General features: G+C 68.0%; 23 protein-coding genes. 18 read left to right on the top strand and 5 right to left on the bottom strand.

Annotated features, from left to right (window positions below; all coding sequences use genetic code 11):
* Positions 1-15: 15 nt before the first annotated feature.
* Positions 16-777, bottom strand: coding sequence for a class I SAM-dependent methyltransferase (locus QNO00_RS08215; protein WP_284024211.1), 762 nt, complete (start codon positions 775-777; stop codon positions 16-18).
* Positions 778-976: 199 nt separating this feature from the next.
* On the opposite strand from QNO00_RS08215, the gene QNO00_RS08220 reads away from it, so the two are divergent.
* Positions 977-1,423: a TraR/DksA family transcriptional regulator gene (locus QNO00_RS08220; protein WP_284024212.1), complete on the top strand. Its 447-nt coding sequence runs from the start codon at positions 977-979 to the stop codon at positions 1,421-1,423.
* A 161-nt stretch (positions 1,424-1,584) separates the two neighbouring features.
* Complete coding sequence (locus tag QNO00_RS08225) at positions 1,585-2,079, top strand: GNAT family N-acetyltransferase (RefSeq protein WP_284024213.1); 495 nt, start codon at positions 1,585-1,587, stop codon at positions 2,077-2,079.
* On the opposite strand, the gene QNO00_RS08230 is transcribed toward QNO00_RS08225, so the two are convergent.
* The gene (locus QNO00_RS08230; protein WP_284024214.1) at positions 2,076-2,702 is read right to left on the bottom strand and encodes a chloramphenicol phosphotransferase CPT family protein; all 627 of its coding nucleotides are present in this window, start codon (positions 2,700-2,702) and stop codon (positions 2,076-2,078) included. The genes QNO00_RS08225 and QNO00_RS08230 overlap by 4 nt on opposite strands.
* A gap of 591 nt (positions 2,703-3,293) precedes the next feature.
* On the opposite strand from QNO00_RS08230, the gene gatC reads away from it, so the two are divergent.
* The 8 genes from gatC (at position 3,294) to QNO00_RS08270 (ending at position 12,179) form a co-directional block, all read left to right on the top strand.
* Positions 3,294-3,590: an Asp-tRNA(Asn)/Glu-tRNA(Gln) amidotransferase subunit GatC gene (gene gatC / locus QNO00_RS08235; protein WP_152221910.1), complete on the top strand. Its 297-nt coding sequence runs from the start codon at positions 3,294-3,296 to the stop codon at positions 3,588-3,590.
* An 8-nt stretch (positions 3,591-3,598) separates the two neighbouring features.
* Positions 3,599-5,101 carry an Asp-tRNA(Asn)/Glu-tRNA(Gln) amidotransferase subunit GatA gene (gene gatA / locus QNO00_RS08240; RefSeq protein WP_229967373.1) on the top strand — a complete coding sequence of 501 codons (1,503 nt, stop codon included), beginning with the start codon at positions 3,599-3,601 and terminating at the stop codon, positions 5,099-5,101.
* A complete protein-coding gene (gene gatB, locus QNO00_RS08245; protein WP_284024215.1) occupies positions 5,101-6,618 on the top strand; it encodes an Asp-tRNA(Asn)/Glu-tRNA(Gln) amidotransferase subunit GatB in 1,518 nt (505 codons plus the stop codon). The genes gatA and gatB overlap by 1 nt, the downstream gene beginning before the upstream one ends.
* Before the next feature lie 132 nt (positions 6,619-6,750).
* Positions 6,751-7,653, top strand: coding sequence for an aminoglycoside phosphotransferase family protein (locus QNO00_RS08250; protein WP_284024216.1), 903 nt, complete (start codon positions 6,751-6,753; stop codon positions 7,651-7,653).
* Between the two features lie 19 nt (positions 7,654-7,672).
* Positions 7,673-8,833 (top strand): NAD(P)/FAD-dependent oxidoreductase, encoded by a 1,161-nt coding sequence (locus tag QNO00_RS08255; protein WP_284024217.1) that lies wholly within the window; start codon positions 7,673-7,675, stop codon positions 8,831-8,833.
* Between the two features lie 252 nt (positions 8,834-9,085).
* Positions 9,086-9,829: a hypothetical protein gene (locus QNO00_RS08260; protein ID WP_284024218.1), complete on the top strand. Its 744-nt coding sequence runs from the start codon at positions 9,086-9,088 to the stop codon at positions 9,827-9,829.
* 423 nt (positions 9,830-10,252) lie between these two features.
* A complete protein-coding gene (locus QNO00_RS08265; protein WP_284024219.1) occupies positions 10,253-11,575 on the top strand; it encodes an alpha-amylase family protein in 1,323 nt (440 codons plus the stop codon).
* 70 nt (positions 11,576-11,645) lie between these two features.
* Entirely contained in the window at positions 11,646-12,179 is a 534-nt protein-coding gene (locus QNO00_RS08270) for a GNAT family N-acetyltransferase (RefSeq protein WP_284024220.1), read from the top strand.
* A 39-nt stretch (positions 12,180-12,218) separates the two neighbouring features.
* On the opposite strand, the gene QNO00_RS08275 is transcribed toward QNO00_RS08270, so the two are convergent.
* Together QNO00_RS08275 and hutH are read right to left on the bottom strand one after the other, a co-directional pair.
* On the bottom strand, positions 12,219-12,548 hold the full coding sequence (locus tag QNO00_RS08275; RefSeq protein WP_284024221.1) for an acylphosphatase: 330 nt from the start codon (positions 12,546-12,548) through the stop codon (positions 12,219-12,221).
* A 4-nt stretch (positions 12,549-12,552) separates the two neighbouring features.
* Positions 12,553-14,127 (bottom strand): histidine ammonia-lyase, encoded by a 1,575-nt coding sequence (gene hutH, locus QNO00_RS08280; protein WP_502863245.1) that lies wholly within the window; start codon positions 14,125-14,127, stop codon positions 12,553-12,555.
* Between the two features lie 161 nt (positions 14,128-14,288).
* Here hutH and hutU point away from each other — a divergent pair, with 161 nt between their 5' ends.
* The 8 genes from hutU to QNO00_RS08320 all read left to right on the top strand — a co-directional run bounded on the left by hutU (position 14,289) and on the right by QNO00_RS08320 (position 24,110).
* The gene (hutU, locus tag QNO00_RS08285) at positions 14,289-15,977 is read left to right on the top strand and encodes a urocanate hydratase (RefSeq protein WP_284024223.1); all 1,689 of its coding nucleotides are present in this window, start codon (positions 14,289-14,291) and stop codon (positions 15,975-15,977) included.
* Positions 15,978-16,004: 27 nt separating this feature from the next.
* A complete protein-coding gene (locus QNO00_RS08290; protein WP_284024224.1) occupies positions 16,005-17,285 on the top strand; it encodes an allantoate amidohydrolase in 1,281 nt (426 codons plus the stop codon).
* Entirely contained in the window at positions 17,282-18,670 is a 1,389-nt protein-coding gene (locus QNO00_RS08295; protein WP_284024225.1) for a formimidoylglutamate deiminase, read from the top strand. The genes QNO00_RS08290 and QNO00_RS08295 overlap by 4 nt, the downstream gene beginning before the upstream one ends.
* The gene (locus QNO00_RS08300; protein ID WP_284024226.1) at positions 18,667-19,932 is read left to right on the top strand and encodes an amidohydrolase family protein; all 1,266 of its coding nucleotides are present in this window, start codon (positions 18,667-18,669) and stop codon (positions 19,930-19,932) included. The genes QNO00_RS08295 and QNO00_RS08300 overlap by 4 nt, the downstream gene beginning before the upstream one ends.
* Positions 19,933-20,039: 107 nt before the next feature.
* Positions 20,040-20,606 carry a dihydrofolate reductase family protein gene (locus QNO00_RS08305; RefSeq protein ID WP_284024228.1) on the top strand — a complete coding sequence of 189 codons (567 nt, stop codon included), beginning with the start codon at positions 20,040-20,042 and terminating at the stop codon, positions 20,604-20,606.
* A 33-nt stretch (positions 20,607-20,639) separates the two neighbouring features.
* Positions 20,640-21,428, top strand: a complete 789-nt coding sequence (locus QNO00_RS08310) for a CPBP family intramembrane glutamic endopeptidase (RefSeq protein WP_284024229.1) — start codon at positions 20,640-20,642, stop codon at positions 21,426-21,428.
* 49 nt (positions 21,429-21,477) lie between these two features.
* Positions 21,478-22,119 (top strand): GNAT family N-acetyltransferase, encoded by a 642-nt coding sequence (locus QNO00_RS08315; RefSeq protein WP_284024230.1) that lies wholly within the window; start codon positions 21,478-21,480, stop codon positions 22,117-22,119.
* Entirely contained in the window at positions 22,116-24,110 is a 1,995-nt protein-coding gene (locus QNO00_RS08320; protein ID WP_284024231.1) for a glycoside hydrolase family 2 protein, read from the top strand. Before QNO00_RS08315 ends, QNO00_RS08320 begins: the two co-directional genes overlap by 4 nt.
* Positions 24,111-24,215: 105 nt before the next feature.
* On the opposite strand, the gene QNO00_RS08325 is transcribed toward QNO00_RS08320, so the two are convergent.
* Positions 24,216-24,911, bottom strand: a complete 696-nt coding sequence (locus tag QNO00_RS08325) for a putative endonuclease domain-containing protein (RefSeq protein WP_284024232.1) — start codon at positions 24,909-24,911, stop codon at positions 24,216-24,218.
* Between the last annotated feature and the right edge of the window lie 329 nt (positions 24,912-25,240).

Genomic DNA, 25,240 nt, shown 5'->3' on the forward strand with positions numbered 1-25,240 from the left:
GGCGGTGTTGGCGCCTCAGCCGGCTGCCGGTGTCCGGGCGGCCACGATGATTTCGCGGCTGGTTTCCGGAGCCAGCGGTCCGCCGTGCCAGTCGCCGAACCAGTCCACCTCGGCGAACCCGGCGTCGTTCAGCAGCCGCTCCAGCACGTCAGCGCGGGTGAACTTCAGGGTGCTGCTGCTGGCAAACGTCGCGCCGTCGGCCAGGAAAACGGTGCGGTCCTCGAAGGTGACCAGGACGCCGCCGGGCTGTTCCTTCACAGCAAGCAGCCTCCACGTCACTTCAAGGGGCCCGGCCGAGGACTCCTGCACTGCCGGAACGTCGCGGGAGCTGTCCCATTCCAGCCACGCCTTGGCCGAAGGGTTGCGGGTCTCGAAATAGAAGGTGCCGCCGGGCGCGAGCCGGGAGCGGACAGCCTTGAGGGTCTCGAGGATTTCCGATTCCGTGAGCAGGCACTGGAACGCGTGGCCGGTCATGACCGCGGCATCAAACGCGCCCACCGGCAGGTCGACGGCGGTCCCGTCCAGCCACGTCACCAGCTCGGCGCCGTCGCGCGTGCGTGCCACCGCCAGCATTCCCTCCGCCGGGTCCACGCCGGTGACCGCATGGCCGGCCTGCGCCAGCCGCACCGCGAAGCTGCCGGTGCCGCAGCCGACGTCGGCCACCCGCAGCGGCGCGTCGCCAAGCTGGCCGGCATAAAAGTCCGTGTCCCAGGAACCGGCGTTGTCCTCGTCGTACAGCGCGACCAGGCGCGGCTCGTTGTAACCTGCATCGACCATTCGTTTCCCCCTGAGCGGCCGGCGAATTAACTTGAGACGGCCTTGTCCTTGTTTCCGCCAATGCTAGCCCGGCCGGCAATTCCGGGCGTGCCGGCCGGCGATTAAGCCCTGAGTAAAGAGGGCTTCCGGCGCCGGGTGTTTGAGCAGGTGGGAGCGGATAATTTGGAGAACGTGCCCCTCATGGACCGGAGGAACCACCATGACCCGCAAAGTAACCGCCGCTCCCCGGAAGCCCTCGGCTGCCGCCGATACGCGCACCCCGGCCCCTCAGCACGCAACCCCGGCCGACCTGGACACCGCGCACTTCGCCCAGCTGCTGGATGAACGCATGGCAGAGGCCCGGGAAAAGATCGACGCCGTCCTGGCGGACATCCGCGAAGTAACACTCGCGGCCAAGGACACCCCCGCCGACGACGAACACGACCCGGAGGGGTCCACCGTCTCGGTCGAGCGGAACAACGAAATGGCGCTGCTGGCCGCTGCCGAGGCCTCACTGATCGAGCTGCTGGACGCACAGGTCCGCCTGGACAAGGGCACCTACGGGGTGTGCGAAAACTGCGGCAATCCGATCCCTGCGGAGCGGCTGGACATCCGGCCCGAAGCCCGGTTCTGCGTCTCCTGCGCCGCCGCTGCCCGACGGCGGTAGCCCGACGCCGTGAGCCCGACGGCGGATTTGCCGCGCGAGCCGTGCCCGGATGCCCCCGATGGGCTCTGCCGTGCCCGGGGTCACCACCGGCGGCCGGCGGCAATTCGCCGCGATAGAATCTACGTTGGAAATCAAGACCCACGTAAGGATTCGTAACACGCATGAGCATCACCGTTCGGCAGGCCACCGAGGCAGACTATGACGACATCCGCCGGATCACCCGTGATGCGTACCTAAACGCCGGTTTCATTGACGCCGACAATCCCTACGTCAAGGAACTCGAGAACGTTGAGGACCGGGCCAAGAACGCCGTGGTCTGGGTGGCCGAGCTGGACGGAAAGGTTGCTGCGTCCACGGCCATCACCTTCGCCGGCCAGCCGTACACCGACATTGCGATCGAGGGCGAGCTGGAGTTCCGCATGCTCGCCGTGGACCCCCAGCTGCAGCGCGGCGGCGTCGGCCGGGCACTGGTTGCCGCCGTCGTCGACTATGCCCGCAGCCTCGACGGAATCCGCGCCGTCACCCTCACCAGCATGACGCCGATGACCAATGCCCATGCCCTCTACGAGTCCATGGGCTTCAAGCGCGTGCCCGAGCGTGACTGGTACGTGCCGAACGAGGACATCATTCTTTGGGTCTTCTCCCTGGAGCTCTAACCCAGCTTTCTGCCTGATCCGAGGGCCCTTCGACCGTGCACAGGTGCGCGGTCGAAGGGCCCTGTTTTGTCGTTGGGAAGCTGGAGCCAGCGAGCGATGTCGTGTGCGCATTCTTCGGTCGAACGCTTCGTGGTGTTGACCTCGAAGTCGTAGGTCACTCCGCGGTGCACGCCCCGGGCTTGCTGTCGCGCCATTCCTTCCACGCGGTCAGCCCGCTGTGCTTCGCGGGATGCAGCCACATCGGGGTCGCAGCGCACGCCCACCCACGCCATGTTCACGTCGCTGAACGCTGACCGTAAACGCTCCTGGCCGGAACCACCGGAGAGAAGAACCTCATCCAGAATCAGGTGCGCCCCGGCCCCGGCCATGCTGCCTAACCCGGTGTACCAACTGCGCTCAAGGGCCCGGTGCTCAGTGCTAAAGGTGATGCTGCCGTCCTGCTCGTAAGTGATTCCCGCCCGCGGGCTGCGGCCCCGATCGGGAAGTGCGTCGAGGAACGTGTCCACGCCGAAGGTCAACCAGATGCCGGGGAGCAGTTCCTGGAGAGCTCGAGTGATTGAGGACTTCCCGGAGCTCGAGCCCCCGTTCAACACGATCACCTGGGGATTTCGGTCCGAAGCCATTCCGCGAGCGTAACCAAGAATCCGGGCAGGGACCATCTTCTCCAGCCGGTCCCTGACGGGAGGTTTGGCGGACTCATCGGCTTCGTCGTGCATCCCGGCTGTCGGTTGCGGCCGCCCGGGAGGGGTGCCGGCGGCCTGTGCGGCATCCTTCGTGCAGATCAGGTCCTCACAACAACGGAAACGGCTCTTTAGCGTGCGTGATCTGCACGAGAGATTCGGCCGGTCGATCCAATGTGCAGATATGGCGGCTTCAGGCGACGCCCGCGCCCTCCAGAGTGCAGCTATGGTGGCCTTCGCTCGCTGTATCCCGCCGGAGCTGCGCTCTCGAGGGGCTGAGACCAGGTTAATCCGCCAGATCTGCACACTCGGTGCAGCTAAACCACCGCGGCTTGCACGCCACCCCACCCACCACCCCGCGCACGCCGCCCCACCCACCAGCACCGGCACGCCGCCCCTACCCACCGGCACCCACGCACCCGCCCCCCACCCACGGCAGCGTTTCACCCCGGGCGAGACACGGAATACCGCACCAGCAAACGCCGTAGACTGGAACGGATACCTATTTATCCGTAAAAGACGCATGGGAGACTCATGTCTGAGATCAATCGTGAGGCTGTGGCGCATCTCGCGCATCTGGCCCACATTGAGATGACCGAGGACGAACTGGCCAAAATGGCCGGCGAACTGGATGTCATTGTTGATTCGATCAAATCCGTAAGCGAAGTTGCCGGTGAGGACATCCCGGCCACCTCCCACCCGATCCCGCTGACCAACGTGTTCCGCGAAGACGTTGTGGGGCAGACGCTGACCAATGAAGAAGCGCTTTCCGGCGCACCCGATAACGCCGCCGGCCGCTTCAAGGTCCCTGCCATCCTGGATGAGGAGTAAAGACTTCCATGAATGAACTGATTACTTCGAGCGCTGCCGTCCTGGCAGACAAGCTCGCGTCCGGCGAGGTATCCGCCGTAGAAGTCACGCAGGCCCACCTGGACCGGATCTCCGAGGTCGACGGCGCCGTCAACGCCTTCCTCCACGTGAACACCGACGAGGCCCTGCAGGTCGCGGCCGACGTCGACAAGGCCCGCGCCGCCGGCGAAACCCTGCACACCCTCGCCGGCGTGCCGATCGCCATCAAGGACCTCATCGTCACGAAGGGCCAGCCCACCACGGCCGGCTCCAAGATGCTTGAGGGCTGGATGAGCCCGTACGACGCGACGGTGATCTCCAAGATCCGCGCCGCGCGCATGCCGATGCTCGGCAAGACCAACCTGGACGAATTCGCCATGGGTTCCTCGACCGAGCACTCGGCATTCGGACCGACCCGCAATCCGTGGGACCTGGACCGGATTCCCGGCGGCTCCGGCGGCGGTTCGGCTGCTGCCGTGGCTGCCTTCGAAGCTCCGCTGGCCCTGGGCACCGACACCGGCGGTTCCATCCGCCAGCCCGCGGCCGTTACCGGTTCGGTTGGCGTGAAGCCCACCTACGGCGGCGTTTCCCGCTACGGAGCCATTGCCATGGCCTCCTCGCTGGACCAGATCGGCCCGGTCTCCCGGACCGTCCTGGATGCGGCACTGCTGCAGGAGGTCATCGGCGGCCACGACCCCCGCGACTCCACCTCGCTGACCGACCCCGTGGGCAACCTCGTGGAGGCCGCCCGCAACGGCAACGTGGCCGGCATGCGCATCGGCGTCATCAAGGAACTGCAGGGCGAAGGCTACGAAGCCGGCGTCCTGGCCCGCTTCAACGAGTCGCTTGAACTCCTCAAGGATGCCGGAGCGGAAATCGTTGAGGTCTCCTGCCCCAACTTCAAGTACGCCCTCGGCGCCTACTACCTGATCATGCCCTCCGAGGCTTCCTCGAACCTGGCCAAGTACGACGGCGTCCGCTACGGCCTGCGTGCCCTGCCCGCCGACGGTCCGATGACCATCGAACGCGTCATGGGCGCCACCCGCGCCGCCGGATTCGGTGAAGAGGTCAAGCGCCGCATCATCCTGGGCACCTACGCGCTGTCCGCCGGTTACTACGACGCCTACTACGGCTCGGCCCAGAAGGTGCGCACCCTGATCCAGCGCGACTTCAACGCCGCATTCGCCCAGGCCGACGTCCTGATCTCCCCGACCTCGCCCAACACGGCGTTCAAGCTCGGCGAAAAGCTCGACGATCCGCTGGCGATGTACCTGAACGACGTCGCAACCATTCCGGCCAACCTGGCCGGCGTCCCGGGCATCTCGATCCCCGGCGGCCTGGCCGACGGACTGCCCGTGGGCATCCAGTTCCTGGCTCCGGTCCGCGAAGACGCCCGGCTGTACCGCGCCGGCGCGGCCCTCGAAGGCCTGCTGGAACAGAAGTGGGGCGGCCCGCTGCTGGCCTCTGCACCCGTACTCGGAGGAGTGAAGTAATGTCTGTGCACATCCAGGACGACACCCTGTCCTTCGAAGAGGCCATGGAGAAGTACGATCCGGTGCTCGGTTTCGAGGTCCATGTGGAGCTCAACACCAACACCAAGATGTTCTCCGATGCGCCCAACGTCTTCGGCGACGAGCCGAACACCAACGTCACCCCGGTCTGCCTTGGCATGCCCGGCGTGCTGCCGGTGGTCAACAAAACCGCCGTGGAGTACTCGATCCTGATCGGCCTCGCGCTGAACTGCAAGATCGCGCCGTCGTGCACCTTTGCCCGGAAGCAGTACTTCTACCCGGACACGCCCAAGAACTTCCAGACCTCGCAGTACGAAGATCCCATCGCGTACGACGGCTACCTGGACATCGAACTTGAAGACGGCACCGTGTTCCGCGTCGAGATCGAACGCGCCCACATGGAAGAGGACGCCGGCAAGCTGACCCACATGGGCGGCGCCACCGGACGCATCCAGGGCGCCGACTTCTCGCTGGTGGACTACAACCGGTCCGGCGTTCCGCTGGTCGAGATCGTCACCAAGCCGATCGAGGGCGCCGGATCCCGCGCGCCCGAGCTGGCCAAGGCCTACGTGGCCGCGGTCCGCGAGATCGTGAAGAACCTCGGAGTCTCCGACGCCAAGATGGAACGCGGCAACGTGCGCTGCGACGCCAACGTGTCCCTGCGCCCATACGGCCAGGAAAAGTTCGGCACGCGCTCGGAAACCAAGAACGTTAACTCGCTGCGCGCCGTCGAACGCGCCGTCCGCTACGAAATCCAGCGCCACGCCGCTGTGCTCGAATCCGGCAGCAAGATTGTTCAGGAAACCCGGCACTGGCACGAGGACACGCGCTCGACGACGTCGGGCCGGCCCAAGTCCGACGCCGACGACTACCGCTACTTCCCGGAGCCCGACCTCGTTCCCGTGGTCACCTCCAAGGAATGGATCGAGGAGCTGCGCTCCCGCCTGCCCGAGCCGCCCGCCGAGCGCCGCAAGCGGCTGCAGGCCGACTGGGGCTACTCGGATGCCGAGTTCCGCGACGTCGTCAACGCCGGGGTCATGGACTCCATCGAAGACACCATCGCCGCCGGCGCCTCCGCACAGGTGGCCCGCAAGTGGTGGATGGGCGAAGTCTCCCGCCGCGCCAAGGAAGCCGAGGTCGATCCGACCGAGGTTGGCGTCACGCCCGAACTGATCGTTGAACTGGACCGCCTGATCCAGGCCGGCAAGATCAACGACAAGCTGGCCCGGCAGGTCCTCGACGGCGTCCTCGCCGGCGAAGGCACTCCGGAGGAAGTCATCGAGGCGCGCGGCCTGGCCGTGGTGTCCGACGACGGCCCGCTGCTCGAAGCCATCGACGCCGCCCTGGCGGCCCAGCCCGACGTCGCGGACAAGATCCGCGGCGGCAAGGTGCAGGCTGTCGGCGCCATTGTCGGCGGCGTCATGAAGGCAACCCGCGGACAGGCCGACGCCGGCCGCGTGCGCGAGCTGATCCTCGAACGCCTCGGCGTGCAGGGCTGACACCGGCCGCTGATCTGATCTAAACGAACGCCGGTCCCGGGATTCCCGGGGCCGGCGTCCGCGTTAACCCGGGTGGCGGCCGGTCATCTCCGCGGGCAGACGCAGCACTCCGGCGGGCGGTAGGGTCAGGGCATGGCCAATCACCCTCCCGCAGAGATCTTCGTGGATGAGTCCCTGGTGCGCCGGCTGCTGCAGGAACAGCACCCGCACCTGGCGGACCGGCCGCTGCGGCCGGTGGCCAACGGTTGGGACAACTACATCTTCCGGCTCGGCACCGACTATGCCGTCCGGCTGCCCCGGCGTCTGTCGGCAGCGGCGCTGACCGCCAACGAACAGGTCTGGCTGCCCGCACTGACCGCGGACCTGACGGTCGCGACATCCGCTCCGCTCTACGCCGGCAGCCCCTCCGAGGCATTTCCCTGGCCGTGGAACGTCACGCGCTGGTTTCCCGGCACCGCCGTCTCGCTCCAGCCGCGGGACCGCAACGTGGCACTGGCCGCCCCACTGGCCGGGTTCCTGAACGCCTTCCACCGGCCGGCGCCGCCGGACTTTCCGCGCAACCCGGTGCGCGGCGTTCCGCTCGCCAGCCGAAACGACGCCGTGCGGGGCCGCCTCGACAGCGGCATGGTGCCGCACGCGGCCCGGATCCGCGAGCTGTGGGAGGCCAGCCTCGAGCTTCCGGTCTGGCCCGGACCGGCGCTGTGGATTCACGGCGACCTGCACCCCGCCAACCTCGTCGGCGCGGCGGACGGCACGCTGCAGGCCGTGATCGACTTCGGCGACCTGACCGCGGGAGATCCGGCCACTGACCTCGCCGCCGCCTGGCTGGTGTTTGACCGGACCGGACGTAATGAGTTCCGGAAATCCCTGGGCACCCAGTACGACGCCGATCCGCACGTCTGGGGGAGGGCGCAGGGCTGGGCAGTCTGCATGGCCTCGAGCCTGCTGGCCAACTCCGACGACCATCCGGGCATGTACCTGCTGGGATCGGAGACCCTGATGGAAATCCTGACCGAGGGACTGGACTGGCCGTGAGGGCCCGAGGAGGCAAGTAATGGACAGTGGCAGCGGGAAAGTCGACGGCGCCGGGAAAGGCGACGGCGCCCGGGAAGCTGACGGCGTCGGGGAAGTCGACATCTTGGTGGTCGGCGGAGGAATCGCCGGACTGTCCCTGGGCTCGGCGCTGGCCGGCCGGACCAGCGTGCTGGTGGTGGAGGCCGAGGAAACCCTGGGCTTCCACACCTCCTCGCGCTCGGCACGGCAGCTCATTCCCAGTTACGGCCCGGCCGTGATTCAGGACCTGACGATCCGGACGCTCGCCTTGATCCGGGCGCTGGAGGTCCATCTGCCGGAACCGGTGCTCACCCCGCGCAGCTTTCTGCTGGTGGGAACCGAGGACACCGTCCGGGACCGGGCCAGCGGCCACATGCGTCCGGTCACACCCGGCGAAGTGCAGGCCCTGGCTCCCGAGCTGAAACCCGGCGCGTTTGCCGCGGCAGGCCTGGACACCACCTCCGTTGCCTGCAACACCGATGCGCTGATGGAGTATCACCGGCAGCGGATCCTGGACCGCGGCGGACGGATCCTGACCGGCCATCCGGTCCGGAGCGCGGTGTTCGAACCCGGTGCAGACGACGACGCCGGCAGCTGGGTGACCACGGCCGGGCCGCTGAGCATCCGGTCCCGCGTGGTGGTGAACGCGGCCGGCGCGTGGGCCGACCGGTTGGCCTCGCTGTACGGTGTCCGGACCCGCGGGCTGCAGCCGTACCGGCGCACAGCCGCCGTCGTCATCGTGAAAAACCCGCTGGCACCGGGCGCGCCAATGGTTGCCGACGCCGATGAGTCCTTTTATTACCGGGCGGAAGGAGAGCAGGTGCTGATCTCTCCGTCGGAGACCGTGCCGAGCGATCCGGTGGACGCCCGGCCGCGCGCGGAGGAGGTCGAGGCGCTGGTGAAACTCGTCAATTCCGTCACGACGCTGGGCATCACCGACGTGGTCCGGTCCTGGACCGGATTGCGCACCGAAGCTGCCGACGGCCTGCCGGTGGTGGGGTACGACGACGTCGTTCCCGGGTTCTTCTGGCTCGCCGGGCAGGGTGGCTACGGCTTTCAGACCTCGTCCGGAATTGCTGAACTGGCGGTTGCCCCGCTGCTGGGCGAGAGTTCGAAAACCCCGGCGGCCAAGGCCCTGGATCCAGCTCGCGCAACGCTGTGACCAAGATCTCACAACTACTGCGTAACGAATCGGTCCGAGGTGGCGCGTATGGTCTTTTTCACTGCCCCCGGTGCCTAAAGTTGAAGGACAAAGCCATGTCGGCTTCCTCTTCGTTTAGATCCGCCTTTTTGTCTTGAAAGGTCTGTCCCAGTGCCAGATATATTGCCGCCACAGCTCGTTGGCGCGCAGCAACGTCCCCTCTATGTAAAAGTACGAACAGCTATAACCGTTATTTCCTGCGTATGGCTCATATTGGCAATAACAGACTTCGGTTTCTTTTCCGGCGGGACAACTTCTCTGGCCCTGTCCCTGGTGCTTCTTTACGGGACCGGCGCTGCGCTGATTGTGGTAATTGCCGCCGTCTACCGCCTGGTGAACAAATGGGCGCTCAAGCGGACAGAAACGGCGCCGGAAGACACCGCCGCCGTGGCATTTCTCGGCACGACACGATCGGCGACCGAAGAAGTTCGGTCCGCCCTGCGCCCGCCTGCCGCCACGGGGCGGCCCCACCCGGCTCCCGTCAGTCCGCGGACGGTCCGCCCCGCCGCATCGGTGTCCGCTTCGGACACGGCCGCGACGAAACCTGCCGCTCAGAAGCAGCCGGCCAACGGGCAGAACATTGCCGCCTCGGCCAAGCCTGCGCCGAAAAAGACCGTTCCGACGAAATCCGCGTCGAACCCGGCGCAGGGGATCAGGACCCAGTCGAAAATCCCGCCGGCCAAAACGGCTCAGGCACAAGACCGCCCCGCCAACAACGCCGGATCGAAGTCAGCGCCGGCGGAGCGCACCGACAGCTCGGGAGACCGCGTGCCGGGCAACAAGCCGGGCAGCGCGAAGGACAGCTCCTCCGGCGCCGGCGGCCCGGCGGCCCCTGCCCAGCAAATCTGCAACACAGCCAACGGTGCGCGTCCGGCGCTGGTGCTGGCCGCCAGCACTGCCCTGCCTCAGCTGCCCCGCCAGCAGCATGTCCTGGACGGCCGGCAGCGGGCGTCCTGACCTGCGGGAAAACCGCCGGACCGGGCGTTCAGGGAGTTGCCAGCTTTCCTACAGTTCCCGCCCAGCCAGGTCCATTATTGTAGAAGTACCTCATAAGGGTGCGAGTGATGAATGGATAGAGTAGTGACCTATCCGGCGCCGGCAGACTAGGGTTGTTCCCCCCAACCAGCCCATAGTCTGCCGGCGCTTTTCTTTGTCCGGACACAATCATCAAATTCGGGCATTGGCGTCGTACCGCCGGCGAATTCCTTTCAACTGCCCCGTTCCAAGAAAGCCCGCCCGGTGCATGAAAGAATCAAGCAACGGGATGACGCCGGGATGACGCCGGGATGCTGACGCGGAACCGTGCGGATCGAGCTCTTCCCGGAACCGGGACGAAGACACAAACCGGAAGAGTAAGAGCAACAGCGAGGGCAGGATTTGATGAGCACCAACTGGGTTGAGCACGTTATGTGGTGGCATGTGTATCCGCTGGGCTTCGTGGGTGCGCCGATCCGGCCCGACGACCGGGACAGCAGCGTCAGCCACCGCCTTCCGGAGGTGGAGCGCTGGTTCGACCACATCCTTGACCTGGGCTTGAACGGCCTCGCCCTTGGCCCGGTTTTCTCCTCAATGACCCATGGCTACGACACCCTCGACTATTACGCCGTCGACGACCGGCTCGGCGACGAGTCCGACGTCGTGCATTTGGTGAACGCTGCCCACGAACGGGGGATCCGCGTCCTCCTGGATGGTGTCTTCAACCACGTGGGGCGGGCACATCCCTGGTTCACTGATGTCGAGCGCAACGGTCTGGCCTCACCGTACGCGGACCTGTTCCGCATCGACTGGACGGGGTGGAGCCCGGGGAAGCCGGTTAAAGCTGATGTCTTTGAAGGCCACGACGGACTGGTCGCGCTGGACCACAGCTCACCCCGCGTCGCTGACCTGGTGATCGACGTCATGAATTACTGGTTGGAGCGGGGGGTTGATGGCTGGAGGCTCGACGCAGCCTACGCCGTCCCCCCTGAATTTTGGGCCGGGGTCCTGCCGAAGGTCCGACAGCGGCATCCCGAGGCGTGGTTCACCGGGGAGGTCATTCACGGCGCCGATGTGCAGATGATTGAGGCCTCGACGATGGACTCGCTCACCCAATACGAGCTGTGGCAGGGCATCTGGCACGGTATCTCCGACCGCAACCTCCACGAACTCGGCCACGCGCTCAAGCGGCACAGCCTGCTCCTGTCCGGCTACGTCCCGTCGACGTTCATCGGCAACCACGACGTCACCCGCATAGCCTCCGCCATCGGTTCGGACCATGTCGGGCATGCCCTCGCCGTTCTCTTTACCGTTGCCGGAGTCCCTTCCATTTACGCGGGAGACGAGTTCGGCTGGAAGGCTGTCAAGGAAGACCGGTTCGGCGGTGACGACGCCGTGCGGCCGGCATTCCCCGCCGCACCCCCGGGGAAGGATGCCCTTGATCCGGAGGCATCCAGAATTCTGCACGAGCACCAGGAGCTCATCAGCCTCCGTCGCCGGAACCCCTGGCTCCACCGCGCCACCTCGAACCTCATCGTGGCGTCGAATGAGACCCTTGCCTTCCGCACTGCCGCCAGCAGCGCCGACGCGCTCGTCACGCTGCTGAACCTTGCTCCGACCGCACAGCTTCTGCCCGGCGCCGGTGCGACCGCCGTCGTCGCCGGCAGTGCCGCCCGCGACGGCGGGGAGTTCCTCGTGCCGGCGAACGGATGGGCCGTCCTCGCCTAGCGGGATTGATCCGCGAGCCGTCGTGTTGCGTTGTGCGGTTATGTCCGGCGTTATTGGTACATTCCCGACCATGACGTCTGCGAACATCTCTGTCCGGCCACCTGTGGAAAGCGACGCAGACAGGTTGGCCGTAATCCACATCGCGGCTTGGCGGGCCGCCTACCGGGGAGTGATGTCCGACGAATACCTCGACGGGCTGGACAGCCGCCGGTATGCAGACAACTGGCGTCGGAACATCCTCAATCCCAGAGAAGGAACAGTTCACCTGGTGGCGCAGGCCGGCGATGAGGTCGTCGGATTTGCGGTTGTGGGACCGGCCACGGACAACCCCGAGCCGGGCACCGGGCAGGTGTATGCCATCAACCTGCATCCCGACTGGTGGGCAAACGGCATAGGAAGCGTCCTTTTTGCCGCCGCCGAAGAAACGCTGATCTCGCTGGGGTACGACAGAGCCTGTCTGTGGGTTGAAGCAACCAACGAGCGCGCCATCACCTTCTACACAAAGCGGGGATGGCTGGACGACGGCGGAACCATGCAAGACACCCGCTTCGATCCGCCCGTCGCCGAACGCCGCCACAGCCGTCAGCTGAGCCGGGTGGAGTGATTCCTTGCCCGCTTAGCCGGTGGAATCAGTCCTACGGAATCAGTCCGTGCGGAAATCCGGAAACTCGCCGGTGGCAGCGGAGAACGACTCCTCGACCCCGGTGACGATTCCAGGGGCAGCGGGGGACCGGAGCCACTCCAGCAGCCCGTCAACCGCCGACGGCGCCCCTTCGGCCACCACGTGCACTGACCCGTCGCTGCTGTTGGACACCACGCCGGTCAGCCCCAGCCGGGTTGCCTGCTGCAGGGTCCGGTAGCGGAAGCCCACCGCCTGCACCTCGCCGGTGACCCTGGCGGTCAGGCGCCGGCCCGGGCCCGGAGAGCCGGGGGAACCAGCGGAGAAACCAGAAGCGAAATCCGAAGGCGTCATAGGCCTAGAGTAGCGGCCGGCCCAGCACCGAGTCAGCAGCGGCCAGCAGCGAACCGTCGGCAACCAGCACCCGTGCCGCCTCAATCTCCGGCGCCAAATACCGGTCCGGACCCGGTCCCGCGACCATCGCCCGCAGCGCCGAGCGCACCGCAGTGACCGCGGGAGCGCTGCGGGAGGTGGCGACGCCGCCGTCGCGCATGTCCAGCGCCCGCGCCGAGGTCAGCAGCTCGATGGCCAGGACCCGGGTCAGGCCGTCCACGGCGCGGCGCAGCTTCAGGCCCGCCGCCCAGCCCATCGACACATGGTCCTCCTGCATCGCCGAGGACGGAATGGAATCCACCGAGGCGGGCACGGCCAGCCGCTTGAGTTCGGAAACGATGCCGGCCTGGGTGTACTGGGCGATCATGTGCCCGGAATCGACGCCCGGATCGAAGGCCAGGAAGGCGTTGAGGCCGTGGCTGCGGGATCGGTCCAGGAAGCGGTCGGTGCGCCGCTCGCTCATGGAGGCGACGTCGGCGACGGCGATGGCGAGGAAGTCCAGCACGTAACCGACCGGTGCACCGTGGAAATTGCCGTTGGACTCCAGCCGCCCGTCCGGCGTCACCACCGGGTTGTCGATGGCAGAGGCCCGCTCACACTGCGCAACGGTTTCGGCATGGAGAAGCGTTGACCGCGCGGCGCCGTGCACCTGCGGGGCGCAGCGCAGCGAATAGGCGTCCTGCACCCGGGTGAAGCCGCCGGTTTTCTGTTCTTCGATCAGCACCGACCCGGCCAGTACCGCTCGGATGTTCGCCGCCGATTCGGCCTGGCCGGGCTGCGGGCGCAGGGCCTGCAAATCCGCGGCAAACACGGCGTCGGAACCCAGCAGTCCCTCCACGCTCATTGCCGCGGCCAGATCCGCGGTGCCCAGCAGCCGGCGCAGGTCGGCGATGGCCAGGGTGAGCATGCCCAGCATGCCGTCGGTTCCGTTGATCAGGGCCAGGCCCTCCTTCTCCTGCAGCTCCACCGGTTCCAGCCCGGCAGCGGCCAGGGCCTGCGCTGCCGGGGTCAGTTCGCCGTCGGCCGTGCGCACGCTGCCCTCACCCATCAGGGCCAGGGCGCAGTGCGAAAGCGGCGCCAGGTCGCCCGAGCAGCCCAGCGAGCCGTACTCGCCGACCACCGGCGTGATCCCGGCATTCAGCAGCCCGGCATAGGCATGGGCGACGACGGGCCGGACGCCGGTGCGGCCGGTGGCCAGGGTGGAGAGCCGGTTCAGCATCAGGGCGCGGATCACCTCGCGGTCCACCTCGGCGCCCGACGACGCCGCGTGGCTGCGGATCAGCGAGCGCTGCAGCTGCCGGCGCTGTTCCGGTATGATCTGCTTCACCGCCAGCGCACCGAACCCGGTGGACACCCCGTAGTGGGGCTTGTCATCAGCGGCCAGTTCCTCGATGACGCTCCGGGAGGACTGCATGGCGGCAGCACTCTCAGCGGACAGCACCACTGCCGCCCCGTGCCGGGCGACGGCGACGAGTTCCGCTTCGGTCAGCGGGCCGGTTCCCAGCGTTACCGACGTTTCTGCGCTCACTGTTGGTTCCATCTCCCGGTTGTCGCGGATTTCTCAGGCCACCGCTGATCCTACGCCCGGTTCCAACCTGTTTCCGGGTTCCGGACAGTGCCCTGGGCGCTGGGCATCTCCGACTCCTATTCCCGTCGTGTTCGCTGCCACTTTTCCGGAACGCCGTCGGTTACGGTCTGGAGATGGCTACTTTCTCCGATCCTTCACGCAGCATCCGGGCACCGCGCGGCACCTCGCTGACCGCCAAGAGCTGGCAGACCGAGGCTCCGCTGCGCATGCTGATGAACAATCTGGACGCCGAAGTCGCCGAGCGCCCCGAGGATCTGGTGGTCTACGGCGGCACCGGCCGGGCGGCCCGCAGCTGGGAGGCGTACGACGCGATCATCCGGACCCTGTCCACGCTGGAGGATGACGAGACGCTGCTGGTCCAGTCCGGAAAACCGGTGGGCGTGTTCCGCACCAACGAGTGGGCGCCGCGGGTCCTGCTCGCCAACTCGAACCTGGTGGGGGACTGGGCCACCTGGCCCGAGTTCCGGCGGCTCGAGGCCGAGGGCCTGATGATGTACGGGCAGATGACCGCCGGCTCGTGGATCTACATCGGCACCCAGGGCATCCTGCAGGGCACCTACGAGACCTTCGGCGCCGTCGCCCGCAAACTCTTCAACGACGAAAACGCCGCCCTGGCCGGCACCCTGACGCTGACCGGCGGCTGCGGCGGCATGGGCGGCGCGCAGCCGCTGGCCGTGACGCTGAACGGGGGAGCGGTGCTGATTGTCGACGTCGACGAGACCCGCCTGCGCCGCCGCGCCGGCAAGCGCTACCTGCACGAGGTGGAAACCGACCTGGACACCGCCGTCGCCAAGGTCATGGCCGCCCGGGCCGAAAAGCGCGCCCTCTCGGTGGGCCTGATGGGCAACGCCGCAGAGGTGTTCGAGGAACTGCTGCGCCGGCACAACGCCGGCGAGATCACCGTGGACATCGTCACCGACCAGACCTCCGCCCACGACCCGCTGAGCTACCTGCCGGCAGGGATCCCGGTGGAGCAGTGGCAAGCGGCAGCCGCGGCCGACCCCGAAGGATTCACCAAGCAGGCGCGCGAATCGATGGCCCGCCAGGTGGCGGCCATGGTCGGCTTCCAGGATGCCGGCGCCGAGGTCTTCGACTACGGCAACTCGATCCGGGACGAGGCCCGCCAGGGCGGCTACGACCGTGCGTTCGACTTTCCGGGCTTCGTGCCCGCCTACATCCGCCCCCTGTTCTGCGAGGGTATGGGCCCCTTCCGCTGGGTGGCACTCTCCGGCGACCCGCAGGACATCGCGGTCACCGACGCCGCCATCAAGGAACTCTTTCCGGACAACGCCCGCCTGCACCGCTGGCTCGACGCCGCCGCCGAGCACGTCGAGTTTGAGGGACTGCCGGCCCGGATCTGCTGGCTGGGCTACGGCGACCGCGCCAAGGCCGGGCTGCTGTTCAACCGGCTCGTGGCGGCGGGCAGGGTGAGCGCACCGATCGTGATTGGCCGCGACCACCTGGACTCCGGTTCAGTGGCTTCGCCCTACCGGGAAACCGAAGCCATGGCCGACGGCTCCGACGCCGTCGCCGACTGGCCGCTGCTGAACGCCATGCTGAACACCGCCTCCGGCGCCACCTGGGTCTCCATCCATCACGGCGGCGAGGTCGGCATCGGCCGCTCCATCCACGCCGGACAGGTTTCAGTGGCCGACGGAACCGAACTGGCTGCCCGGAAACTGGAACGGCTGCTGACCAACGACCCGGGCACCGGCGTCGTCCGCCACGCCGACGCCGGCTATCAGCGGGCCACCGACGTAGCCGCCGAGCGCGGCATCCGCATTCCGATGGCCGAGGGCTAGGAACCGGCTGCTGGTGGGAACATAGACATGGTGAACACATCGAGCGTCAACACCCTCCTGTCCGCCATCGAAGACACCGGCCGCGATGCCCGCCGCGGCGGCTATTCGCGTCCGGTCTATTCCGCTGCGGAACTGGAGCTGCGGGAGTGGTTCTCCGCAGAGGCGGCCCGCAGGAACCTGGCCGTGGAAACGGACCGCAACGGCATTCTCTGGGCCTGGTGGGACCTGCCCGGCAACGACCCCACATCACCCGAGCGCCGCGGCGCCCTGGTCACCGGCTCCCACCTCGACTCCGTTCCCGGCGGCGGCGCTTTTGACGGCCCGCTCGGGGTGGCCAGCGCCCTGGCCGCCGTGGATCTCCTGCAGGCCCGGGAGAACAGCGGCAGCCTGTTCCGGAACCGTGCGCTCGCCGTCGCGGTGTTCCCGGAGGAGGAAGGTTCGCGGTTCGGCGTCGCCTGCCTCGGCTCCCGGCTGCTCGCCGGAACGATCGATCCGCGCAAGGCGCTGGCCCTGCGCGACGCCGACGGCAACACCTTCGCCGATGTCTCCCGTGCCAACGGGAGAGACCCCGATGCGATGGGCCGCGACGACGCCGTGCTGGGCACCATCGGCGACTTTGTGGAACTGCACGTGGAGCAGGGCCGCGGCCTGAACACCGAAGAGTTCACCGACGCCGCCGGGCACGGTCCGGCGGTCGCGGTGGGCGGGTCCGTCCTGGGCCACGGCCGCTGGCGGTTTTCCATCTCCGGGCAGGGCAACCATGCCGGCACCACCCTGATGGCAGACCGCGCCGACCCCATGGTCGCCGCCGCCCAGCTGATCGTGGCCGTGCGGCAGACCGCCGCCGCCCAGTCCGGAGCCCGCGCCACGGTGGGCCGGCTGGAACCGGTACCCGGCGGCACCAACGTCATTGCCTCGCGCGTGGATCTCTGGCTCGATGTCCGCCACCCGGACGACGCCGTGACGGCCGCCCTGGTGGAGAAGATCCACGGCCAGGCTCAGAAGATCGCCGCGTTTGAAGGCTGCAGCGTACAGCTGACCGAGGAATCCTACTCCGGCACCGTCCACTTCGACCCGGCCCTGCAGCGTTCCCTCGAGCAGTCCGTCGCGCGCACCGTCCCGGGAGCTCCGGTGCTGGCCACCGGTGCCGGGCACGACGCCGGAGTGCTGGCGGCCCGCGTGCCGACCGGCATGCTGTTTGTCCGGAACCCGTCGGGGATCAGCCATTCGCCGGAGGAGTACGTCGAGGACGGCGACGCCCAGCTGGGCGTGGAAGCCCTGGCCGACGTGCTGCAGGACCTGCTGTGACCCGGACCCTGTGGTGCGAGCAGGGCTGGGTGAACGGTGCAGTGGCGGACGGGGTCCGGTTGGAAATCGACGACGCCGGCACGGTCACCTCGGCCACGCCGGGAACCGAGCCGCAGCCGGGAGACCTGCAGCTGCCCGGCGTCACCTTCCCGGCGGCGTCGAACGCGCACTCGCACGCCTTCCACCGGATCCTGCGCGGGCGCACCCACGCCGGCGGCGCGGGCAGCTTCTGGACCTGGCGGGAGCAGATGTACCAGGCGGCCGGCGCCCTGACGCCGGAGCTGTACGAGCAGCTGGCCACCGCGGTGTTTGCCGAGATGGTGGTCACCGGGTTCAGCTCCGTCGCCGAGTTCCACTATGTCCACCACCGGCCGGACGGCAGCCCCTACGGCGAAGACGGATCCGGGGAGCACGCCATGGAACGGGCGCTGGCGCGGGCCGCCGTCGCCGCCGGGATCCGGCTGACCCTGCTGGACACCTGCTACCTGGCCGGCGGCTTCGATACCCCGCTGACCGCCGAGCAGCAGCGCTTCGGCGACCGGGATGCGTCGGCTTGGCTGGACCGGTTCGGGTCGCTGCGGACCGCCGTCGCCGCTGAATTCGATCCGGGGCAGGTCAGCGTCGGGGCGGCGCTGCACTCAGTGCGCGGCGTCCCGGAAGCTGACCTGGCGGTGATCGCCGCAAACCTGCCGGCGGATCTGCCGTTGCACATCCACCTCTCCGAACAACCCGCCGAGAACGAAGCCTGCCTGCGGGCCACCGGCCTGACGCCCACCATGCTGCTGCAGCGGCACGGGCTCATTCGCCCGCGGCTCTCGGCGGTGCACGCCACCCATCTGAGCGAAGAGGACATCACCGTCCTCGGGAATGCGGGGACCACCATCGTCGTGTGTCCCACCACCGAGGCCGATCTGGCCGACGGCATCGGCCCGGCCGCACGGCTGCGGGCCGCCGGCGCCCGGATCGCGCTGGGCACCGACCAGCACGCCGTCGTCGACCCCTGGCTGGAGATGCGCGCGCTGGAGCACGGCGAGCGGCTGGCGTCGGGGGAGCGCGGCCGCTTCGCCCCCGCTGACCTGCACGCCGCAGCGTCCGACGCCGGAGCACACGCCCAGGGCCGGACCAGCCCGGGGCTGGAAGCCGGAAAGGTCTGCGACCTCATGAGCGTCGATCCGCGCAGCGTCCGCACGGCCGGCTCCCGCCCCGGCCAGCTGGCGCTGACCGCCACCGCGGCGGACGTGATCGCCGTCGTCGTCGGCGGGCGCGTGATAGCCGGCAATGGAAAGCACGCCACCCTGGGCGACCCAGCCACCCTGCTCAGTGCAGCCATCGCCGCGGTCGACGCCGCCCGCGACACCACTTTCGAAGGAACTCCGCAGCCATGAGCCCGGTTTCGACCCTGATCACCAACATCGGCGAACTCTCCACGCAGGACTATGCCCGGGGAGATCAGGCCGCCGTGCTCCGCGACGCGGCAGTGGTGTTCGAGGGGGAGCGGATCAGCTGGATCGGCGCCGCCCGGGACGCCCCGGCCGCCGACGCAGTGGTTGACGCCGGAGGCCGGGCGGGGCTGCCCGGCTGGGTGGATTCGCACACGCACCTGGCCTTCGCCGGAGACCGCGGCGCCGAGTTCGAGGCCCGGATGGCCGGGCAGTCCTACGCCGCCGGCGGGATCGCTGTAACCACCGAAGCCACGCGTGCCGCCTCGGACTACGACCTGACCCGGCTGCTGCTGGCCCGTGCTGCCGAGGCCGCCGCCGGCGGCACCACCTATCTCGAGACCAAAACCGGCTACGGCCTGAGTCTTGAGGAGGAACGGCGGCACGCGCGGATCGCCTCCACCGTGGCGGACCAGGTCACCTTCCTGGGCGCGCACCTGGTGCCCGACGGCGCGGATGCCGAGGACTACACCGACCTGGTCTGCACGGACATGCTCGCCGCCGTGCTGCCCTATGTGCAGTGGGCGGACGTCTTCTGCGAAAAGGGCGCCTTCACCGAGGAGCAGTCACGCCGGGTGCTCCGCGCCTGCCGGGACGCCGGCCTCGGGCTGCGGGTGCACGGCAACCAGCTTGGCCATGGTGCCGGCGTGCGGCTGGCCGTGGAGTTCGGAGCGGCCAGCGTGGACCACGTGAACTACCTGTCCGACGACGACGTCGCGGCGCTCGCCGGGACCTGGTCCGGGCGGGATCCGGGTGCCGGAGCCGGGGAATTCGGATCCGAGGACTCCGGGCCCGGAACGCCCGGGACGGTGGCGACCTGCCTGCCGGCCTGTGACCTCTCCACCCGCGCCCCGCTGGCCGACGCCCGCCGGCTGCTGGACGCCGGGGTGCCGGTGGCCCTGGCCTCGAACTGCAACCCGGGCACCTCCTACACCAGCTCGATGAACTTCTGCGTCGCCACCGCCGTGCTGCAGATGGGGCTGACCGTGCAGGAAGCCGTCCGGGCTGCGACGTTCGGCGGTGCACTGGCGCTGCGCAGGCACACCGGCAAGGACCGGAACGGACAGCGGGCGGTGGGTTCGCTCGCCGTCGGGCACCGGGCGGATCTGCAGCTGCTCAACGCCCCCTCGGCCGCGCATCTGGCCTACCGGCCGGGCATGCCGCTGACCGGCAGCGTCTGGAAGGCCGGGGTTCAGGTGCGCCGCTGACCGGTGTGCGCCTGATGCCGCGGCGGTCCGGTCCCGATTCCGACGCGGGTCCGGCAACCGACGCCGCCACACTTGTTCTCCGTCCGAGCGCGGGGTTGAAATGTGGCATGGGAAAAATCATCTACATGCTGTCCTGCACGCTGGACGGGTACATCAATGATGATTCCGGGGAGATCTCCTGGGCCGTTCCGGACGAAGCCATGGTTGCGGACGTCACCGCGGACCTGGCCGGCGTGACGACGCATCTGTACGGGCGGCGGATGTACGAGAGCATGGCGGGCTGGGAAACCGATCCCTCCCTTGCCGCGCAGTCGCCGGAATCGGCCGCCTTTGCCGAGGTCTGGAAGCGGGCCCGGAAGGTGGTCTTTTCCCGGACGCTGGAGGACGTCTGGACGGAACGCACCCGGTTGGAACGCGACCTCACGGTGGAAGCCATCGACCGGGCGAAGGCCGAAACGGCCGGCGACCTCCTCATCGAAGGACCCACAGTGACCGCAGCCGCCTTTCGGCTGGGGCTGGTGGACATGGTGAGCCTGATGATTTATCCCGTGACTGTGGGCGCCGGCACCCGGGTGTTTCCTGACGGGCTGCGGCTGAGCCTGCGGCTGCTCCGCGAACAGCGCTTCGAGAAGACCGGAATGGTCAAGGTCACCTACGAAACGGACCGCTCCTGAGGACAGCCGGCGGCATCCGGCACAATGAGAGGCATGCGCGCCGCCTTCCCCTCCGCCCCCGCCGAAGCCCTGGATCCGCGGGCTCGGAAGATGCTCGTCTTCGAAATCCTCATTGTGCTGGGACTGTCGCTGGGCAGATCCGGGGTGTACGCCGTCGTCGAACTCCTGGAGAAGGCCTCGAAGGGCCCGCTGGAGGGGCAGACCACCACGCTGAATCCGGTGCTGGACGAGAGCCCCTGGTTCGATCTGACCTATCAGCTGCTGGGGATCTTCTTCTCGCTGCTGCCGGTGGCCCTGGTGCTGTTCCTGCTGACCGCACCGGGCAAGAGCGCGTTCCGGCGCCTGGGCTTCACCTTCGCCAAGCCGGTGCGCGACTTCGGGCTGGGTTTCGGGCTGGCCGCCGTCATCGGCGCCGGAACCCTGGGCGTGTACGCCGCGGGCCGGGCGCTGGGCATCACCACGGCGCTGGTGCCGGCCGCGCTGGACACCTACTGGTGGACCCTGCCGGTGCTGATCCTCTCTGCCCTGCGGCATGCGGTGCTGGAGGAGGTCATTGTGGTGGGCTACCTCTTTATCCGGCTGCGGCAGCTGGGCTGGGGCACCCCGGCGATCATCCTCACCAGCGCCCTGATCCGCGCCAGCTACCACCTGTACCAGGGGATCGGGCCCGGGATCGGGAACTTCCTGATGGGACTGCTCTTTGGCTACGCCTACACCAAAACGAAACGGGTGATGCCGCTGGTGATCGCGCACGCGCTGGTGGACATCGCCGGCTTTGTCGGGTTTGCCCTGTTCGGTTCGGCGATCGGCATCGGCGACTGACCCCCTGTGCCGCCGGGGCCCGGGCCGCCCGCCGCGCTAGGATCTCCGGATGAGCGAATCGGCGCAGACAACTGACTTCCACGCCCTGCAGTTGTGGTCGGGCACCCTGTTTTCGGGCCGGCACATCCGTTTCCGCGAACTGCAGGACGCCGACCTTCCGGAACTGTGTTCCTGGTGGAACAACCCGTTCCAATCGGTGCTGCAGCAGGAGCGGATAACTCTGCGTCCACCGGAGGCCCTCGCGTCAATGTTCGCCGCCTGGAGCAAGAACGACGCGGCATCGGGATTCGGCTACAGCATCATTGATGCGGACGGCTCACTGGCCGGGCACGTCAGCGCGTGGGGATTGTCGGTACCGGAACGCATCGCCACCATGGCCATCATCATCGGCCCGGATTTCCAGGGCCGGGGCATCGGCCGGGAAGCGTTGCAGCTGGCTCTCCGCCTGGCCTTCGATGAACTGGGCGCCCATAAGGTGGAACTGCAGACATGGTCTTACAACGACAGGGCAATCCGGCTGTACTCCTCCCTCGGGTTCACCGTCGAAGGCCGCCGCCGCGCCGCCGTCTTCCACCGCGGCAGCTTCCAGGACCAGATCCTGATGGGACTCTTGGCCGAGGAATACCGCGCTGCACCGGAACCGGACGACGTGGGCGCATCCACCAGCCAGCAGGAAGAAACCGCTTCGTGACTCTGACAACCCGCTGGGGAGCGGACCTCGATCCGGACTCCGTGCTGCAGGACTATCCCCGTCCCCAGCTGGTCCGGGACAGCTACCTGAACCTCAACGGCTACTGGCAATACGCCATCACCTCGGCACGCCGCGAACAGCCGCCGGCTGACGGCGAATGGGACGGGGAGATCCTGGTTCCGTTCTCGCCCGAGGCGCCGCTCTCCGGCGTGAACCGCCAGCTTCAGCCCCAGCAGTTCCTTTGGTACCGGCGGACGCTCCGGCTGCCCGCCGGCTTCGCGGGGGAGCGCGTGCTGCTGCATTTCGGGGCCATGGACCAGAGCTGCACCGTCACCGTCAACGGGATCGACGTGGGAGGGCACGACGGCGGCTACCTTCCCTTTTCCCTGGACATCACTGATGCGCTGGCCGCCGGCAGCGGGGACGCCGACGGGTCGATGGATTCCGGCGGAAACGTTGATTCCGGCGGGACCGGCGATACCGGACATTCCGGGGATTCCGGGGATTCCGCACACGAGCTCGTGGTCCGGGTCCGGGACATCAGCGACACCGGTTACGCCAGCCGGGGCAAACAGACCCTGGACCGGGGCGGCATTTGGTACACCGCGCAGTCCGGGATCTGGCAGACAGTGTGGCTGGAATCGGTGCCGCGCACGAGCATTTCACAGCTGGTCCTGGTGCCGGACCTGGAATCCGTCTCGGTCACCGTGCTGCTCGACGGCGGCGGGACCGGCTCGGCCGGGACCGGCGCCTCAGCCAGCGCCTCGGCCGGCGCCTCGTCCGCCGCCTCAGCCAGCGCCTCAGCCGGCGCCTCGTCCAGCGGTCACGGCGACCTGCGGGCGGCGATCACCGTGTCGTCCGGCGGGCGCACTGTGGCGGACGCCGTCGTCGTGCCCGGAAAGCCGGTGCGGATTCCGGTGCCGGATCCGCACCTGTGGACGCCGGAGGATCCCTTTCTCTATGACGTGTCGGTGCGGCTGCTCGCCGGGGATGGCGGCGCGGAGATCGACAGCGTGCGCAGCTACACCGGGCTGCGGACCTTCGGCACGGGGCCGGATGCTGCCGGGCACACCCGGCTGCTGCTCAACGGGCGCCCGTACTTCCACGCCGGGCTGCTGGACCAGGGGTACTGGCCGGACGGGCTGTACACGGCGCCGTCCGACGAGGCACTGGCCTACGACATTGAAGCCGCCAAGGATCTTGGCTTCACGATGCTGCGCAAGCACATCAAGATCGAACCCCTGCGCTGGTACTACCACTGCGACCGGCTCGGCATGCTGGTCTGGCAGGACCTGGTCAACGGCGGCCGCTCGTACCGGCACGCCGTCGTGACCGCCCCTGCAGTAGGGATGCCGCACCGCGACGACGGCGATTACGCAGCCTTCGGGCGTGCGGATGAGCAGGGCCGGGCGGAGTTCCGTGCCGAGCTGCGCGGGACGGTTGACCTGCTGCGCAACTGCACCTCAATAGCGGTCTGGGTGCCGTTCAACGAAGGCTGGGGCCAGTTCGACGCCAACGCCGCCACGCAGCTGCTGCGCGGGCTGGATCCCACACGGAGCATCGACCATGCCAGCGGCTGGCATGACCAGGGCGGGGGAGACCTCAAGAGCATTCACGTGTACTTTGTGCCGTTCCGGCTGCGGAAGGGCTGGCTGCGGGACGGACGCGCCGTCGTGCTCTCCGAATACGGCGGCTACAGCCTGCGCGTGCCGGGCCACACCTTCAATGACAAGGAGTTCGGCTACCGGCGGTTCAAGACCCGGGACGCCCTGCGGAAGGCGTACGCAAAGCTGCACCGGAAGCAGATCGAACCTGCGGTGGAAGAGGGCCTGGCCGCCACCGTGTACACCCAGCTCACCGATGTGGAGGACGAGGTGAACGGGTTGCTCACATATGACCGGCGCGTGGTGAAGATCGACGCCGGAACGGTCCGCGGGCTCAACGCCCGGCTGATCAGGGCGGCTGGGGCTGCTGGGGCCGGTCGGGGCTAGCCGGCCGGATCGGCGGGCGGGAGATCCGGGCCTCGGGCGAAACCCTCCGGCCTGTGGCGTTCCCTCCGCTGCGCAGCGGAGGGAATGCCCACAAAGCGGAGGGAATCAGCGGTGGCGGGATTGGGGCAGTCCAGCCCGGACCAGACGCTGCACCAAACCCTCTGGGTGTTGGGGTGGCCGGGTGATGTCATTCCAAGACCAGCGGACAAATCCCACGCCGGTGGCCCGAATAGCGTCTTCCCGGCGTTTCTCCCGGACGAGCGTGTCCCACGCCGGTGCACGGCTCTCTTTGCCGCGTCCGTATTTCACTGCTCCGTCGAACTCCCCGGCGAGCCTGTGCTCGGGCCAGTAGAAGTCGGTACGGAATCGGCCTGACGAGGTGTCGAATCCGTGCTGGAGCTCAGGCTCCGGGAAACCATGCAGATGCAGCACAGCCCGCGAATAGGACTCACCGGCTGACTCGGAGAGCACCTGCGCGAAGTCGATAACCCGCTGAGCCCGGAGCCGTTTGGTGCGGCCAGGCAGCTGCTCCGCCAACTCCCGAAGGTGCTCTTGCCTCAGACCGGGAAGACTGCGAACGGGATCCGGCCGCAGCACATGGTCCATGGCCGGGACTGCACGTTCAAAGTTCAGATAGGCAGCCATGTCCAGGACGGTGTGTGCTCGGGACGTCAGGGGGACCCCGTCCCACGTGGTGACAGGTTCCAGCAGCCGGCGCTCAGCCCAGCGGAGATCCCCGCGGCGCCTGCCATGCGTGGGATGAACGGCCAGCAACAGTACTTCGGGCGATTTCCCAATCACGGGCAATCCCCAAATAACTGCCGCGGATTGTTGGATAAGGATGCGCTGCCCCGGTACCTGTTCCACGGCGGCCCGGATACGTGCCCGCTCCCGCTCCCAAGGAGGCAGATTCAGCCAGTCGTCCGCCTGAATGTAGACACCGGGCCGGAGTCGGACAAGTTTGCCCGATCGGCAGCTCAGCGCCAGGGAACGCCGGTCCGTACCGTGGGCTGCGGCATCGGCTGAGAATATGAGTGCAGGGTCCATGCCTCAAGGCTGGACGGGCGGCGGACGGCCCGCGAGGGCAGGACTCCCCGTTGTGGAAAACCCTCCGGTTAGGGAGAATCCCG

This window comes from Arthrobacter sp. zg-Y1219 (genome assembly GCF_030125545.1).
Taxonomy (GTDB): domain Bacteria; phylum Actinomycetota; class Actinomycetes; order Actinomycetales; family Micrococcaceae; genus Arthrobacter_B.